The organism is Flavobacterium sediminilitoris, assembly GCF_023008245.1.
GTDB classification, from domain to species: Bacteria; Bacteroidota; Bacteroidia; order Flavobacteriales; family Flavobacteriaceae; genus Flavobacterium; species Flavobacterium sediminilitoris.
Genome location: NZ_CP090145.1, coordinates 2938182 through 2954783, shown reverse-complemented (window position 1 = coordinate 2954783; position 16602 = coordinate 2938182). Strand labels below are relative to the sequence as shown.

Annotated in this window: 12 protein-coding genes and 1 pseudogene; 9 read left to right on the top strand and 4 right to left on the bottom strand. The window is 29.2% G+C overall.

Annotated elements, in window-relative coordinates; all coding sequences use genetic code 11:
* Window positions 1-389 precede the first annotated feature (389 nt).
* A complete protein-coding gene (locus LXD69_RS13500) occupies window positions 390-1178 on the top strand; it encodes a hypothetical protein (protein WP_246915798.1) in 789 nt (262 codons plus the stop codon).
* A 129-nt stretch (window positions 1179-1307) separates the two neighbouring features.
* Here the strand turns inward: LXD69_RS13500 and rho are convergent, their stop codons facing one another.
* Entirely contained in the window at window positions 1308-3032 is a 1725-nt protein-coding gene (gene rho / locus LXD69_RS13495) for a transcription termination factor Rho (protein ID WP_045967053.1), read from the bottom strand.
* A 188-nt stretch (window positions 3033-3220) separates the two neighbouring features.
* Here rho and LXD69_RS13490 point away from each other — a divergent pair, with 188 nt between their 5' ends.
* The gene (locus tag LXD69_RS13490; RefSeq protein WP_246915797.1) at window positions 3221-3634 is read left to right on the top strand and encodes a DUF4293 domain-containing protein; all 414 of its coding nucleotides are present in this window, start codon (window positions 3221-3223) and stop codon (window positions 3632-3634) included.
* A gap of 90 nt (window positions 3635-3724) precedes the next feature.
* On the opposite strand, the gene LXD69_RS13485 is transcribed toward LXD69_RS13490, so the two are convergent.
* A complete protein-coding gene (locus LXD69_RS13485; RefSeq protein WP_246915796.1) occupies window positions 3725-6112 on the bottom strand; it encodes a hypothetical protein in 2388 nt (795 codons plus the stop codon).
* A 116-nt stretch (window positions 6113-6228) separates the two neighbouring features.
* On the bottom strand, window positions 6229-6723 hold the full coding sequence (locus LXD69_RS13480; RefSeq protein ID WP_246915795.1) for a metallophosphoesterase family protein: 495 nt from the start codon (window positions 6721-6723) through the stop codon (window positions 6229-6231).
* 135 nt (window positions 6724-6858) lie between these two features.
* Between LXD69_RS13480 and truA the strand changes: the two genes are divergently transcribed.
* The 7 genes from truA to LXD69_RS13445 all read left to right on the top strand — a co-directional run bounded on the left by truA (window position 6859) and on the right by LXD69_RS13445 (window position 15474).
* A complete protein-coding gene (truA, locus tag LXD69_RS13475; RefSeq protein WP_045967046.1) occupies window positions 6859-7593 on the top strand; it encodes a tRNA pseudouridine(38-40) synthase TruA in 735 nt (244 codons plus the stop codon).
* 59 nt (window positions 7594-7652) lie between these two features.
* Window positions 7653-9404: an ABC transporter ATP-binding protein gene (locus LXD69_RS13470; protein WP_045967045.1), complete on the top strand. Its 1752-nt coding sequence runs from the start codon at window positions 7653-7655 to the stop codon at window positions 9402-9404.
* Window positions 9405-9440: 36 nt separating this feature from the next.
* Complete coding sequence (locus LXD69_RS13465) at window positions 9441-11258, top strand: BamA/TamA family outer membrane protein (RefSeq protein ID WP_246915794.1); 1818 nt, start codon at window positions 9441-9443, stop codon at window positions 11256-11258.
* 134 nt (window positions 11259-11392) lie between these two features.
* Window positions 11393-12781: a dihydrolipoyl dehydrogenase gene (lpdA, locus tag LXD69_RS13460; RefSeq protein WP_246915793.1), complete on the top strand. Its 1389-nt coding sequence runs from the start codon at window positions 11393-11395 to the stop codon at window positions 12779-12781.
* Window positions 12782-13093: 312 nt separating this feature from the next.
* Window positions 13094-13261, top strand: coding sequence for a tyrosine-type recombinase/integrase (locus LXD69_RS18095; RefSeq protein ID WP_369793052.1), 168 nt, complete (start codon window positions 13094-13096; stop codon window positions 13259-13261).
* A 142-nt stretch (window positions 13262-13403) separates the two neighbouring features.
* Window positions 13404-14165, top strand: a complete 762-nt coding sequence (locus LXD69_RS13450) for a YoaK family protein (protein ID WP_045967038.1) — start codon at window positions 13404-13406, stop codon at window positions 14163-14165.
* A gap of 889 nt (window positions 14166-15054) precedes the next feature.
* Window positions 15055-15474, top strand: coding sequence for a hypothetical protein (locus LXD69_RS13445; protein WP_045967037.1), 420 nt, complete (start codon window positions 15055-15057; stop codon window positions 15472-15474).
* Between the two features lie 284 nt (window positions 15475-15758).
* Here the strand turns inward: LXD69_RS13445 and LXD69_RS18110 are convergent.
* Window positions 15759-16121 (bottom strand): annotated as a pseudogene (locus LXD69_RS18110) (transposase); the annotation flags it as partial.
* Window positions 16122-16602: the final 481 nt, after the last annotated feature.

Sequence of the window (16602 nt, the reverse complement as noted above, 5' to 3'; positions counted from 1 at the left end):
CTATAAACAAACCCAAACTATCACCTATTTTTGTCTTGATTAATTTTAAAACATAACAGATAAGTATAATACTTATTATAAAGATAATTCTGAAAATGTTCTTTTTTAAAAATTACTCGCTATTCAACCTTAAAATCACTCAGTTTAATATTGGGTGATTTTTTTTTACTACATACAAAATCATATTATACACAATCATCTTATAAGTAAGGCTAAGGCAAACTTCATCTAATAGACGTTAAAAATATATCATTTTATAGTTTACTAAAATGCATTTTATAGTAAACATCTTACATATTTAAAGATTTAGTAATATAAATGAGGGCTTACATTTGAAAACAAAGTAATATCTTTGAACTACAAACAAATTTAAAAACAAATAAACAAACATGAAAAAAATTATCTTATTTGCTTTAGTACTATCTATTTTTAGTATTAAAGAATCTGTAGCACAGCTAATTACTCAACAAAATTTAGACTATGCTATACAATCAACAGAAAATGTACAAGAAGAAGTTTCAATAGCTAATGAAGCGGTTAATCAATTAGGAAAAGAGTTAACAATATTAGGAAATCCAAATGCTACGGCATTTGCAACCAAAGTAAATTACCATGTAAATATGGTGCAAGATTTCGTAGATGAAATAAACAATTACATCGCTATTGCTAGTAATAATTCCACAGTTCCTTTTTCTGCTTTAGAAATTACGCCTTTAGTTAATTCTTTATTAAGTTTTAATGATGAATTATTGGTTTTAACTAACAATATGTCAACAGCAATTAATAATGGAAATACAAATACTGCAATTAACTTATTAGCTGATTTTAGAACAACCTTAAACGCTCAAAACAATACTGCTACAAATATTATTAATCAAATTGAAGCAATAAAACAAGCGATAAAACCTTTCAATGTTTGCATTCAAGCTGTCGACAATAATGGAAATCCAACAACATATACGGCTGGGTTTTACTGCCACAATACTACAACTGGAGAATATTTGTATCCAGATAATCAAGAGGGTACTTGTTTTACTTCTTTAGAACCAGGAAACTATACATTTGATTCTTATGATGATTATTTTTGTGGCACTTCTTCAAAAAATATAACACTTTCAAGAAGTTTAGAAAACGAAAATGGAATAATAGTGGTAAACTTAGTTGTTTGGTGCGAATAAATTACAATGTCAATCAACGAGGTTCAGAGATAACAGGTTTGTTATCTCTGTTTTTTAAAAGCATATATAACAAAAAAGTTGTGATTATAAAATCACAACTTTTTTGTTATATAGTAAATCTGTTTTTAACTATTCATTCATTGAAATTAAAAACTCTTCGTTATTACGAGTAGTTTTAATTCTTTTCTCAATAAACTCCATAGCTTCAATAGGATTCATATCTGCTAAATATTTACGTAATATCCACATTCTTTGAATAGCATTATCATCTAATAGTAAATCATCTCTACGCGTACTAGACGAAACAAGATCAATTGCTGGGAAAATACGTTTATTAGAAATTCTTCTGTCTAATTGTAACTCCATATTACCTGTTCCTTTGAATTCTTCAAAGATAACTTCATCCATTTTAGAACCAGTATCTGTAAGTGCAGTTGCAATAATACTTAAAGAACCTCCATTTTCTACATTACGAGCAGCTCCAAAGAAACGTTTGGGTTTTTGCAAAGCTCCTGCATCAACTCCACCACTCAACACTTTTCCTGAAGCAGGTTGTACCGTATTATAAGCTCTTGCTAAACGAGTAATTGAATCTAAAAGAATTACAACATCATGTCCACATTCTACTAAACGCTTTGCTTTTTCTAAAACGATATTAGCAATTTTCACATGCTCTTGTGGTTCTCTATCAAAAGTAGAGGCTACAACTTCTGCTTTAACGCTACGTTGCATATCTGTAACTTCCTCTGGTCTTTCATCAATTAGCAAAACAATCATATATACTTCTGGATGATTAGCTGCAATTGCATTTGCTACATCTTTTAGCAACATTGTTTTACCTGTTTTAGGTTGGGCAACAATCATTCCACGTTGTCCTTTTCCTATTGGAGAAAACAAATCAATAATACGAGTAGACAATGTACTTCCTTTTTCTGCTAGTCTAAATTTTTCTTTAGGAAAAACAGGCGTTAAGTGTTCAAATGATACTCTATCACGAACAACTTGAGGATCATGACCATTTATCTTTAAGACTCTAACTAATGGGAAATATTTTTCTCCTTCTTTTGGAGGACGTACTACTCCTTTTACTGTATCTCCTGTTTTTAATCCAAATAATCTTATTTGAGAAGTTGATAAATAAATATCATCTGGTGAAGCTAAGTAATTATAATCTGATGAACGAAGAAAACCATAACCATCTGGCATCATTTCTAAAACACCTTCACTTTCAATAATTCCATCAAATTCATAATCTGGTTCTCTAAAGTTTGCTTTAGGATTTGAATTTCCATTATTACCATTTGGCTTTTTATATGCAGGATGATTTGGATTATTCTGATTTGCTTTATGATTTACATTTTTTTGAGGTAAATTTTGTTTAGCAGATGGTGTTTCTGGAGTGCTTTGTTTTGTTGCTTCTGATAATACTTCTTTGGGATTATCTTTCTTTTCTACAACCTCTTTAGAAACTTCTTCTTTAGCAATAGGAGCTTGCTTCTCTTTAACTACTTTAGCAGGAGCCTGTTTAACAGGTTTATTTGGAATTGGTTTAGCTATTGGTTTTACAGGAATTTCTTTTTCTTCTGAGAAAAGAGTTTCTTCTTTAACTGGCTGAACTTTCTTCTCTACTTTAGTAGTTGAAACCCTAGTTCTTTTAGGCTTTGTATCGGCTTCTACTTCCTTTTTAAAGCTATCTTCAGCCTTAATTGTATCAGGGTTAGCCGCTTGAACATCTAAAATTTGATAAATAAGGTCTTCTTTTTTTAGTGTTCTATATTTTTTAACTTTTGCAACTTTTGCAATTTCTTGTAAGTCAGAGAGTTTCATCTCTTTTAATACTTCAATATCAAACATGGATATATAATGAATAAATTATTTTTGATAGGTTAACAAAAAAATAATGAGATTTTTTTTGAGATTATACAAATCGTAGAATGAAGTACTTACGCTTGTACTATGCAATAATACGAATAAAATTGAATAAAACAATAGTTTTTTAAAAAAAGAAAAACTATTTTTGCTTTGTTAATAAGTAAGAATAAATGATTCAAAGAATTCAAACTTTATATTTGATTATTAGTATTGCAATGACAGCAATACTCCCTTTCTTTTTCCCTTTGTGGAAAGAAGCAGAAAATGAAGTTGCCGTATACTTTACTTCGTCTGTATCATATATGGTTTTATTTGGATCAATATCATTGTTAACCCTAATTAGTATATTTAGTTATAAAAAAAGACAAACACAATTTGTTTTAAACAGGTTGTCAATAATATTAAACTTTATTTTACTAGGATTTTTTGTGTATCGAACACTAAGCTTATCTGGAGAAACGGAAGTTTCAGAGAAAGGTATTGGGATTGTACTTCCTGCCATTTCTATCGTTTTACTTGTTCTGGCAAACAGAGCAATTAAAAAGGACGAAGATCTCGTAAAATCTGTGGATCGATTGCGATAAACCTAACATCTTAGTTTATTAGTGCGTTAAAAATCCGAATCTTAATTGATTCGGATTTTTATTTTTATACTTGTAGTTATTTCAATATACTTAAATAAAATTGTATCGTTCTTGTATTGCTTTTCTTTCTTCAATAGTAAGTCTATTTTTATAAGTAGAAAAATTATTCTTAAAGATAAAAAGAACATCTTCAATATAACCATAGTCTTCTATTAGTTCTAATAGTTTGATTAATCCATCATAATAGCTTTCATTTTCAATTAAAGCCAAAGCATAATTTCTTTTTACATAAGGATCATTTGGAATTATTGCCAATGCGTTTTCAAATGCCTTTTTCATAGAAGTGACTTCTTTTAAATTAGCATAGCAATTACCCAAAGTCGCATAAACAATAACATCATTCTCATTAATCTTTGCACACTGTTCAAGTATCTTTATTGCTTTAATATCATTCTTGTTATATAATGAAATTCCTTTATTTAACATTTCAAGGTAATTGATGTCTTTTTTAAAACAATATAGACATTTTTTGAAAGTTTCTGGTTCTTTAAGCTCTAATGGTAAGCCAAAATCTTTTAAAACATCTAAATTATTTTCTAAATCATCAAGACTAATCATATTTCTGTCTTTTTCAAGATGAGCAATTAATTCTGCTAATGATTTTATTTTATTATTTTCTAAAGCAAAAAGCAAATCAAAATAGTTTATCTTTCTACAGCCTTTAATATTTGTATTTATACCTTCAAAAGAAGTAGAAACAATCCATTTAACAGGTTTTTGTTTCAAGTTATAAATATTATTTTCTTCTTTAAGTGATATTTCAGCATCATTCAATTGTTGACTAGCTTTCTTATCGGATTGTACTGATTCATTAAAAGCGTCTTTTGTCAACAACCTGAAATAAGTCCTTTTTAATTGCACAAATAGCGTTGTGTTTGCGTCTTCAATTATAATATCTACATCTCCTTTAACCAATTTTGCTTCTTTGTCTTCTATTACTTTTACTTTGTATCCTTTTTGTTCAAACTTATCTCCTAAATATATTTCCATTTCAGTTGCTGTACTTTTTCTTTCTGAAAAATTCCAATTTAAATGCTGAATAGCCATTTGTGTAGCCGCAAAAAACCAATCATTAGTTGCAAAAAAAAGCATGGGACAAAAAAAGGAACTACCCATTTTAAAAAATGGTTTAGTCCAAACGTTATACTTGATGTTAAACCGGTTAAAGCCTTTCTTTTTATTTGTTTTGTAGGACAGTATGTCGAATGAAAGCGAAGTGTCTTCTTCAGAAATACCTGTTACCTCTTTAACAAGCGCTACATAAGTCTCTTTTTTTATTAATACATAGGGAAGTATTTCTATTTTATTTTTTACTGAAAGTGCTATTATTTTTAAATAATTATCAAACCAATCGGTACTGACGCTTTTAAATTGTTCAATATTATTTTCATATCGATATAATTTATGAGTTGCATCAGTAATAATACCATGAAAAATCCTATCTATGCTTATTTTTTTTCCATTATGTATATAATTAGGAATTGTTGCATCGTGCAGAAAAAGTTCAATTTTTTTCAACTTGACGGCAGCATCAAAATTCATCTCAAAATCAGATTCGGTTTTCCCTGGAATTATCAATTTATTTTGGATAATCAGGTTTGAAATCGCTTCTTTCGCTTTTAATTGGTAATCAAAACTGACTTTATTATATCGTAATCCATCGAGTTTCCACTTATAATAATGTTTCGGATTTTGAACAAAGTAAAGGCAATCATTTTCAATTAATGGATTAATTTCTAAATCAAAGCAATATGCTTGCAATACATCTTCATTAAATGAGATCCAATGCCTAATAGCTGTTAAAATAGAATGGATTTTGGGATCAATTATTTTATTACTTTTTATTTTTTCTAATACTAATTTGTGAAAAGTTTGATTGAAATTTTCTGCCGCTATGGTTACAGGTTCTTTTGCAGAATGCAAATAGAATTCTATAAAAAAATTATAAATAGTGCCTAATTTAGTTAGCTTTTGTTGAGAATTATCCGAATATCTTTCATTTTCAAGCCAAAATACAACTTCTGACAAAACATAATCTACTTCAAATTTAAATAATTCAGATGATTCTTTTGAAATAGTATTCCACAGTTTGAGCTCCTCTTTTTGAAGATTTTCCCATAACATTAAATGTTCCATGAACTTTTGTAATAATGGAAGATTCTTAAAAAAAGTTAATCGATTAGTATCAAGAAAAACTTGGGTTGTTCTAACAGCTTTTACAAAGTTTTCAGGAAATAATTCTGATAATTTTATTTCAAGTGTTTCAGAATGTACTTCCTCTTTCGAAAAATAATTAAATAATAAATTATCGAGAAGATTACTTTTAATAATGTCCTCTTGGGTGTGTTCTAATAAAAGATTAAGAGCTTCAGAATATTTTTTAGCTTTACTCTTTTGTTTTATTAAGTCTGTATTCATAGTTAAAATTTAAAATTGTCGCTATGCGAAATAGTAACTATGAAGCATGTCAAATATAGAAAAAAATTTAGAAAAATTAAACATTCATTTTTGCTTTTACAAACAAAAATTAATTACTACTTCTTCCCTACTTCAATCACTTCTAAATTCTGAATTTTATCACCATCAATTTCAAAGCGCAACATTGTTCGTATTTGATGAAATCCATGTTTGCCTATTGCTCCTGGATTCATGTGTAGCAAATTCAATTTTTTATCAGGCATCACTTTTAAAATATGCGAATGTCCACAAATAAAAAGCTTTGGAGGATTTTTTCTTATTTCCTCTCTTACTTCAACATTATACTTATCTGGATAACCTCCTATATGAGTAATCCAAACATCAACTCCTTCACACATAAACCTATTATGCAAAGGAAACTCTTTCCGAGCTTCATGATTATCTATATTGCCAAAAACAGCTCGTAAAGGTTTCTCTTTTTTAATAGTATCTGTTACTATCAAATCTCCTATATCTCCTGCATGCCAAACTTCATCTGCTTGACGAACATATTTCATGATCTGATCATCTATATAACTATGGGTATCTGAAAGTAATAGTATTTTTCTCATCTAGCAAAAATAATACATTGTTTGTAATTCAATTGTACAAAATTTTATACTTTCTTAACAAAGTTTGGGATTTATAAATTGATTTTTGGAATTGGAATTTTGTAACTTTGTGGCTTTGCTAAAAATAAACCTATCTTGAGATATTTTATTGAGTTCGCGTATAATGGGAAAAATTATTTTGGGTTTCAAAAACAACCTGATGCTATTTCTATACAAGAAACACTAGACAAAGCCTTAAATCTATTATTTAAAACCACTATAGAAATTGTTGGAGCTGGCAGAACTGACAGCGGTGTTCATGCAAAACAAATGTATGCACATTTTGATTATGACAATGAAATTGATACGGCTTTTTGGATAAAAAAACTAAATTCATACTTACCAAAAGATATTGTCATTTATACTATTTTTAAGGTTCATAATGATGCTCATGCTCGTTTTGATGCCATAAGTAGAACTTATGAATATTATATACATACTTTTAAAGACGTTTTTTTACACGAAGGAAGTTGGCATTACTACAATACACTTGATGTAAATAAAATGAATGAGGCTTGTAAAATTCTATTTGAATATATAGATTTTGAATGTTTTTCAAAAGTACATACCGATGTTAATACTTTTAATTGTAAAATTTCTGAAGCTTTTTGGCAACAAAACGGACATCATTTAGTCTTTACAATTACAGCAGATCGATTTCTTCGCAACATGGTTAGAGCGATTGTGGGAACAATGATAAACATAGGAATAGGAAAAGTTTCTATTACCGATTTTAAAGCAATAATTGAAAGTAAAAGCAGAAAAGAAGCTGGTTTTTCAGTTCCTGCACACGGATTATATTTAGTAAAAGTAAAATATCCATATATTTAAGCCGAAAAGCAATTAAAAAAACAGAAAAGAATAAAAAATTCAGTAGTGAAAATAAAAATATGAGTGCAATAAAGTCCAAATCATTAAAAAAAGTACTACAATATTCAAAACCATATCAAAAAAGGTTTAATTGGGTTATTGTTTGGGCTATTCTATTATCCATTTTTGCTGCAATAAGACCTTATCTATTAAAACAAACTGTTGATGATTACTTGAAAAATCATGATGCAGAAGGCTTATTATACTATATTATTTTAATGAGTCTTGTATTAATTCTTGAAGTAAGTTCACAATTCTACTTCACCTATTGGGCAAACTGGTTAGGCCAAGATATTATAAAAGACATTCGAGACAAACTTTTTAAACATATTACCTCATTCAAAATGAAATATTTTGACACCGAGCCTGTTGGAAAACTTGTTACACGAACTGTTTCAGATATAGAATCTATTGCTAGTATCTTTAGTCAAGGACTTTTCATGATTGTAAGTGATATTTTAAAAATGATTGTGGTTCTTGGTATTATGCTATATATGAACTGGAAATTAACCCTTATCGTACTTTTGGCCATGCCAATTTTAATTTACGCTACTAATATTTTTCAAAAGAAAATGAAAGTAGCATTCAATGAAGTGCGAAATCAAATTTCCAATTTAAATACTTTTGTACAAGAACGATTAACAGGTATGAAGATTGTGCAACTTTTTAATCGTGAAACTATTGAAGCTGAAAAATTCAAAGAAATTAATCAAAAACACAATAAAGCTTGGTTAAAAAACATCTTATATAACTCCATCTTCTTCCCTATTGCTGATATTGTTTCATCATTAACACTTGGAGCTATAGTTTGGTATGGTGGATTAGATATTTTAAGTGGAAACTCTGCAACAACTTTCGGAGACTTATTTGCCTATACCATGTTAATTTCTATGTTATTCAATCCATTACGTCAAATAGCCGATAAGTTTAATGTAATGCAAATGGGGATTATTGCTGCCGAACGTGTTTTTGAGGTTTTAGAAACAGATAGTCAAATTCAAGATAAGGGAACCAAAGATGCTACTCAATTTAAAGGAAATATTTCATTTAAAGACATCCGTTTTAGCTATATAAAAGGTGAAGAAGTATTAAAAGGAGTTAATTTGAACGTTCGTTCTGGAGAAACCATTGCAATTGTAGGAAGCACAGGAGCAGGAAAATCAACAATCATTAACTTATTAAACCGATTTTATGAAATTGATTCTGGAACTATTTGTGTAGACGAAATTGATATTAAAAATTATAAATTAGATAGTTTAAGAAAACAAATAGCCATTGTTTTACAAGATGTTTTCCTTTTTGCCGATACAATTTATAACAATATTACCTTGTACAACTCTTCAATAACCAGAGAAGATGTATTAATTGCTGCTAAAAAAATAGGTGTTCACAATTTTATTATGAGTTTACCAAATGGATATGATTATAATGTAAAAGAACGCGGTGTAATGCTATCATCTGGTCAAAGACAATTAATCGCTTTTCTGAGAGCCTACGTTAGTAATCCAAGTATTCTTATATTAGACGAAGCAACCTCTTCAGTTGATAGCTATTCGGAAGAATTGATACAAATAGCAACCGAAAAAATTACAAAAGGAAGAACCTCAATAGTAATAGCGCATCGTTTAGCAACTATTATAAAAGCAGATAAAATTATTGTAATGGATAAAGGAAAAATAGTCGAATCTGGATCTCACAATGAATTATTAAAACTAGAAAACGGATATTATAAAAACCTTTATGAAGCGCAGTTTGAAACAAAAGTAATTTAAAGAACAATTATGAAGCATTGTTTTTTTATAGTTCTAATGCTCTGCACATTTCATATTTGTTCTGCGCAAACAAACGATACCATAAAAAAAAGCACACAAACAGAAAAAGATTCACTAGCACTATACAAAAAAGCACACAAAATTTCTAAAAAAGGAAAAGTAAACAAATGGGTTTACGACCTGATTTTTAAAGCTTCAGCAATCAATAAGGAATCAAAAAAAGAAACTAAAACCTCTAATAATAATATCAAACATAATATTGCCAATGGAAAAATCATTCGTAATATTTATATAGAAACATTAGACCCTTTTGGTTATTCTGTAGAGGATAGTGCTAAAAAACCTAAAAAGAAAATAGATAAAATTGGAAATAGTTTGCATTTTAAAACACGAGAACAGACTATTAAAAACCTATTGCTTTTTAAACAAAATGATATTTGCGATAGTATTTTTTTAACAGAATCAGAACGTTTAATTCGTAGCCAACGCTATGCTAGAAAAGTAATTATTTCACCAATTCCTATTGATGAAGCTAATGATTCCATTGACATTGCTGTTAGAGTTTTAGACTCATGGACGTTGATTCCATCGGGAAATATTTCTACAAATCAATGGAATGCAAAACTAACTGAAAGAAATGTTTTAGGAATAGGTCATCAAATTTCTGCTAATTACAAAAAGAAAATTGATACCAATGAGAAAGCCATAAGTACCAATTATAATATTAATAATATTAGAAGAACTTATATCTCATTAAATTTAAATTATGAAAACGATTTTAATGGAGATAGCAATCGTAGTGTTGGACTATCACGTCCCTTCTTTTCTCCTTTAACCAAAAACGCAGGTGGTATTTATTTTGAAAACAGATTAGCAACTGAATATTTTTATATTGCAGACACACTCAACACAAGCCCAGTAAAATCAGAATATCAAGAATATTGGTATGGAAGAGCTTTTAAACTAAATAAAGAAAAAACATATAAAAACAAGACAAAAAATTTAATTGCAGCATTCACTTACAATAATAAGCAATACACTCAAGGGCCTCCTACCTTTTTAGATCCCTATCACTATTTTAGCAATTCAAAAAACTTTATAGCACATATTGGTATTTCTTCACAAAGATATTATCAAGACACATTTATCTATAACTATGATATTATAGAAGATGTTCCTTATGGCTATACTTATGCACTTACATTAGGATATCAAGACAGAAACGATACTCATAATTTTTATATTGGTGCTAAAATTTCCTATGGTAAAAAATTTAATTTTGGATATTTAAGCGGCTTTTCAGAATGGGGAAGCTTTTTAAACAATGGTAACACAAATCAATTAGCTTATAAAATTGGATTCAATTATTTAAGTCCACTATGGCATATTGGTAGTTGGAAAGTACGTCAATTTATTGTACCCTATTTCATCATTGGGAATAACCGAAACCCTTCAGAAAAAGACAAACTAAATTTAGATGGAGACTATGGTTTACGAAAATTCACATCGCGTATTACAGGAACAAAAAAATGGCTCTTAACACTACAAACGCAAACTTATATTCCTAAAAGCTGGATAGGATTCCGTTTTAGTCCATACATGAACCTATCGCTAGGCTCATTAACCGATAATTCAAAGTCATTTCTAAAAAGTAAAACATACTCTAAAGTAGCAATAGGCGTACTTATAAACAATGACTATTTAGTCTTTAATAGCTTCCAAATCTCTTTTGCCTACTACCCTTCTATCCCATTTGAAGGTGAAAATTTATTCAAAACAAATGCAATAGACAACACAGAAATACAAATGCCTACTTTTCAACTATCAAAACCAGAATATATAAAGTATGAATAATTTTAGTTCGGTATATTACATACTTAACAAACAAATATCAAACTTCTGTTAGCAGTTAACTTAAAACAAAATAAAAAATTCTAAAAAATTTCCTTAAATTCGCAAACTGATACTAAAAGTTAAAAAATAACGAAATGAAATACGATATCATAGTTTTAGGAAGTGGTCCTGGAGGATATGTAACAGCAATTAGAGCTTCACAATTAGGCTTTAAAGTAGCCGTTGTTGAAAAAGAAAATTTAGGTGGAATTTGTTTAAACTGGGGATGTATCCCAACAAAAGCCTTATTAAAATCGGCACAAGTTTTTGACTATCTTAAACACGCTTCAGACTACGGATTAAAAGTAGATAACGTAGATAAAGATTTTTCGGCAGTAGTAGCACGTTCAAGAAGCGTAGCTGACGGTATGAGCAAAGGAGTACAATTCCTAATGAAAAAAAACAAAATCGATGTAATTGATGGTTTTGGAAAAGTACAACCAGGTAAAAAAGTAGCCGTTACAACTGCTGATGGAAAAGTAACAGAATATACTGCTGATAATATTATCATTGCTACAGGTGCTCGCTCTCGTGAATTACCAAACTTACCACAAGATGGTAAAAAAGTAATCGGTTATCGCCAAGCAATGACACTAGCAGAACAACCTAAAAAAATGATTGTAGTAGGTTCTGGTGCCATTGGAGTGGAATTTGCGCATTTTTATAATGCAATGGGTACAGAAGTAACTATTGTAGAATTTATGCCAAATGTAGTTCCTGTTGAAGATGAAGATATTTCTAAACAATTTGAACGCTCTTTAAAGAAAGCAGGAATCAAAATAATGACAAACTCATCTGTAGAAAAAGTAGACACTACAGGAGAAGGTGTAAAAGCAACCGTTAAAACAGCAAAAGGAGAAGAAATCTTAGAAGCTGATATTGTACTTTCTGCGGTTGGAATCAAAACAAATATTGAAAACATAGGACTAGAAGAAGTAGGAATTGCTACAGACAGAGACAAAATCTTAGTAAATGATTTCTACCAAACAAACGTTCCTGGATATTATGCAATTGGAGATGTTACACCAGGACAAGCATTAGCACACGTTGCTTCTGCCGAAGGAATCCTATGTGTAGAAAAGATAGCTGGTTTACATGTTGAACCATTAGATTATGGAAATATTCCAGGCTGTACTTATGCTACTCCAGAAATTGCATCTGTTGGATTAACCGAAAAAGCAGCTAAAGAAAAAGGATATGAAATCAAAGTAGGTAAATTCCCTTTCTCAGCTTCAGGAAAAGCAAAAGCAGCTGGAACACCAGACGGATTTGTAAAAGTAATCTTTGATTCTAAATATGGCGAATGGTTAGGTTGTCACATGATAGGTGCTGGAGTTACTGATATGATTGCAGAAGCAGTTGTAGCACGTAAACTAGAAACTACAGGACACGAAATCTTAAAAGCTGTTCACCCTCACCCAACAATGAGTGAAGCAGTAATGGAAGCTGTTGCCGATGCTTATGGAGAAGTAATTCACTTATAGAAAACAAGAAACAATATATTTAAAAGTCCGGTTTGTGTATATACAAACCGGACTTTTTCGTTCTCAAATATGGCGTCGAGCGAATTATTGACATTAAAAATATTAAATATTGATTTAAAAAAAGCATTATTTTCGTATAAAAAGCCAAATAAAAAAAGACAGAATTGTTCCGTTAAGTCCAAAAATACTTGAACTTTTACCGAGTATTATAAAATACATAAGCCCAAAACCTATCTTCTTGAAGGACATTATTTAGGTAAACCCACTTATAAAAAAAGCAACAAAAGAAGCCAAAATTAACAAACCCGTTACATTAAATGGCTGCGTCACAGCTATGTAACACACCTACTAGAAAACGGAACCAACTTACGTTATATACAAGAATTTTTAGGGCATAGCAGTAGCCAGACTACCGAAATATATACTCACGTAAGTATCAATTCTATTCAAAAAATTAAAAGCCCGTTTGATGACTTATAATGTATTTTTAGTATATTTGAGAGTATATGAAAATGGTACTCTGTATTGCATATACAACAATATAGCATGCGATAAGCGAAATAGAATAGCGTATATAAACTAGTTGCGTGCAATTTGAAAAACCAAACTAAATGGAAATAAAATGTTTAGACATCAAGGCAAAAGCAGAACTTTAAAACACAATCTGCGAATTGCTACGATTTTGTCTTTTGTCGCTGGAATTGTGAATGTTACAGGTTTTTTAGCTTTTAAACAATTGTCAACCAATGTAACTGGTCATTTTGCTCTTTTTATTAGTGATGTTTCAAATTTCGAATTTTGGAAAGGAACAGTTTACTTTCTTTTTATTTTTTCCTTTCTCTTTGGTTCTTTTTTATCAAGTTTCCTAATCGAAAAATTCAAGCAAAATAGAAAACTTAATGTTTTTGTTTTACCAACAATAATTGAATGTCTGATTTTATTATCAATTGCTATCTTAAGCAATACTGGAGAAATAAAATACCCTGATTTAGTTGTTTGCCTGCTACTTTTTGCAATGGGACTTCAAAACTCTTTTGTGACAAAAATTTCAAATGCTATCGTAAGGACAACACATCTGACAGGACTATTCACAGATTTAGGAATTGAACTATCGCAACTTTTCTTTCCTGAATCTCATCCGAATAGTGAAAAAATTAAATCGACAATAAAACTGCGGATTTATATAATTTGCTTCTTCTTTCTTGGAGGAATAATAGGTGGTTATCTTTACTCAAGACTTAACTTAAAATTAAACACTCTGATTTTTGGAGCAATAATTTTATTAATTAGTTTATTTTACGATGATTTTAGATATAAATTAATCCGTACAAAAAGAAAATATAAACAGAGAAAAAAAACGGCACACAACAATGGCTATAAGTAATTGCTTGTTCTCACCTACTTCTCTGAAAATCCTCACGGATTTTCAGTTTGGTGTGTACTTGCTAAGTTAAATGCTACTAAATTATATCCAATCAAAAGCTGTGACAAAATAGTTAACTTAAAAAAGTTTTGTCACAAATCTGTGACAATTCATGTTCATAAAAATTATTTTGTCGCAGTTTTGTGACAAAACAAAAAAAATAAAAAAAAATTGTCACAACTTTTCCTAAAAATAAAATTGTCTACTAACAACCGTCTACAATAACTCTTGAATCTATCATTAACAATAATTTTTTGAGCTCTTATCAAAAACAATTTATAAATGCAATTAAGCTTTTTTTAAAATTATACAAGAAACCGAAGTAAAAACGGAACTGATTTGCGCTAAATTCAAGATTTATTAGGGCACAGTAGTCCAAAAACAACAATGATACACACACGTCAGCAACACATCATTGGAAAACATTATCAATCCATTCGATATGTAGCAAATATTTTTATATTTGTATTACATAATTAAAAATTATACGCATAAATTCAAACAAAAACATACGCATAACATGCCAATTAGGGATAAAACTAGTTTGATTTGTGCGCTTATAAACTAGTTGGGAAAAATCGCCCTTTAGGACTCTTTCTCCCAATGTCAGGCTCGACTTCGCTCGACCGTCGTGAAAATATTGTTGTATTCGCACGACGGTCTCCCAACAGTCGGCTTGGACGTCATATAATAGTGCCTTGAAAATCGTTAACAAAAAAATTTCGCGTTAGCTTTTATATTTTTCTCAAAAATATTTTTAAATTAGCAAATTAAAGTAATTAATCTATTAGTAACTATAAAATTTACTGTATCAGTAGATTTTAAATACTCACAAATTAAATAAAACAAGATGAAATTAAAATTATTATTATTGCTTTTATTATCAATTAATTATTCAGTTTTTTCTCAAAATGTAAAACTTAAAAAAAACAAGTTGATTTTAGATGATAAAGAAATTATGAATTATGAATTAAAAAATTACAGTGGTGAAATTCATTTATATGGATTAAATACAAATGATGAAGAAATTTTTATTTTTTATCACGATAACGAAACTAGAGAAACTCGTGATGATGATTATTTAAAAATATTTTTTATAAAATATAATAAAAAACTAGAAGTAGCTCAACCTTTCGATTCTTGGAAGCAAAGAGTTAAATTCTTGATTGAAAATAATGTTATAGATAAAGATGGTAATTTAGTTGAAGATAAGATTGACTTATTTGTATTAAAATATAACGAGGATATATCTAAGAGAACTATGAGATAAATTAATTCTCTGCAACATTTACTTTACATAAGCAAAATCTTAATTACAATTTTAAGACTAAAATCTTTAGTTAAAGATATATTTCTAAAAATTACTTTAACTAGTTGAAATATTTTGTGTTTAGCACTTACTGAAAACTTCTAAAGTTTTAGCTTGTATAAAGTAAAAATAAATAGGGTTTTTAATTTAAAATAGCCCCATCATACAACACCGGTAGCTGTTACACAACCCTTATTTTTTTTAAATCATAAATTTTGACCTCTTTTAAAGCAATTTAAAGGAGGTTATTTTTTAGTTGCCATACAAATGCTACTATTAGAATAGCTTACAATCGTGTTTTTAAAGTTGTAAAACATCGTTTTTATAGAGAGAAGGTATTTCTCTTGTTTTAAGGAAATAACTTGGGCTAAAACACTTGGTTTTTAGATGGTAAAACGTAAATATTTCTTCAAGTTATAGGTTAAACTTGCCATGAGTACATGTTTGTTTGCATTTTTAATACCTTTTGTATTGACTCGCTTCATATTTGTAAAATTTACTAGTATTCCTATAAGCAGGTTCTACTATTTGACTTCGCAATCGAACCATTTTCTTGGCATAGGTTTCATTTTGAATAAGCTTTTGATGCATTAGTTATAATGTTCTTTTCACTATATAAGTTAGATGCTACTAAATTATATCCAATCAAAAGCTGTGACAAAATAGTTAACTTAAAAAAGTTTTGTCACAAATCTGTGACAAAATTATTTTCATGAACATGAATTGTCACAGATTTGTGACAAAACAAAAAAAACAAAAAAAAATTGTCACAACTTTTCCTAAAAATAAAATTGTCTACTAACAACCGTCCACAATAACTATTGAATCTATTATTAACAATAATTTTTTGAGCCCTTATCAAAGACAATTTATAAATGCAATTAAGCTTTTTTTAAAATTATACAAGAAACCGAAGTAAAAACGGAACTGATTTGCGCTAAATTCAAGATTTATTAGGGAACAGTAGTCCAAAAGCAACAATGATACACACACGTCAGCAGCACATCATTGAAAAACATTATCAATCCATTCGATATATAGCAAATATTTTTATATTTGAATTACATAATTAAAAATTATACGCATAAA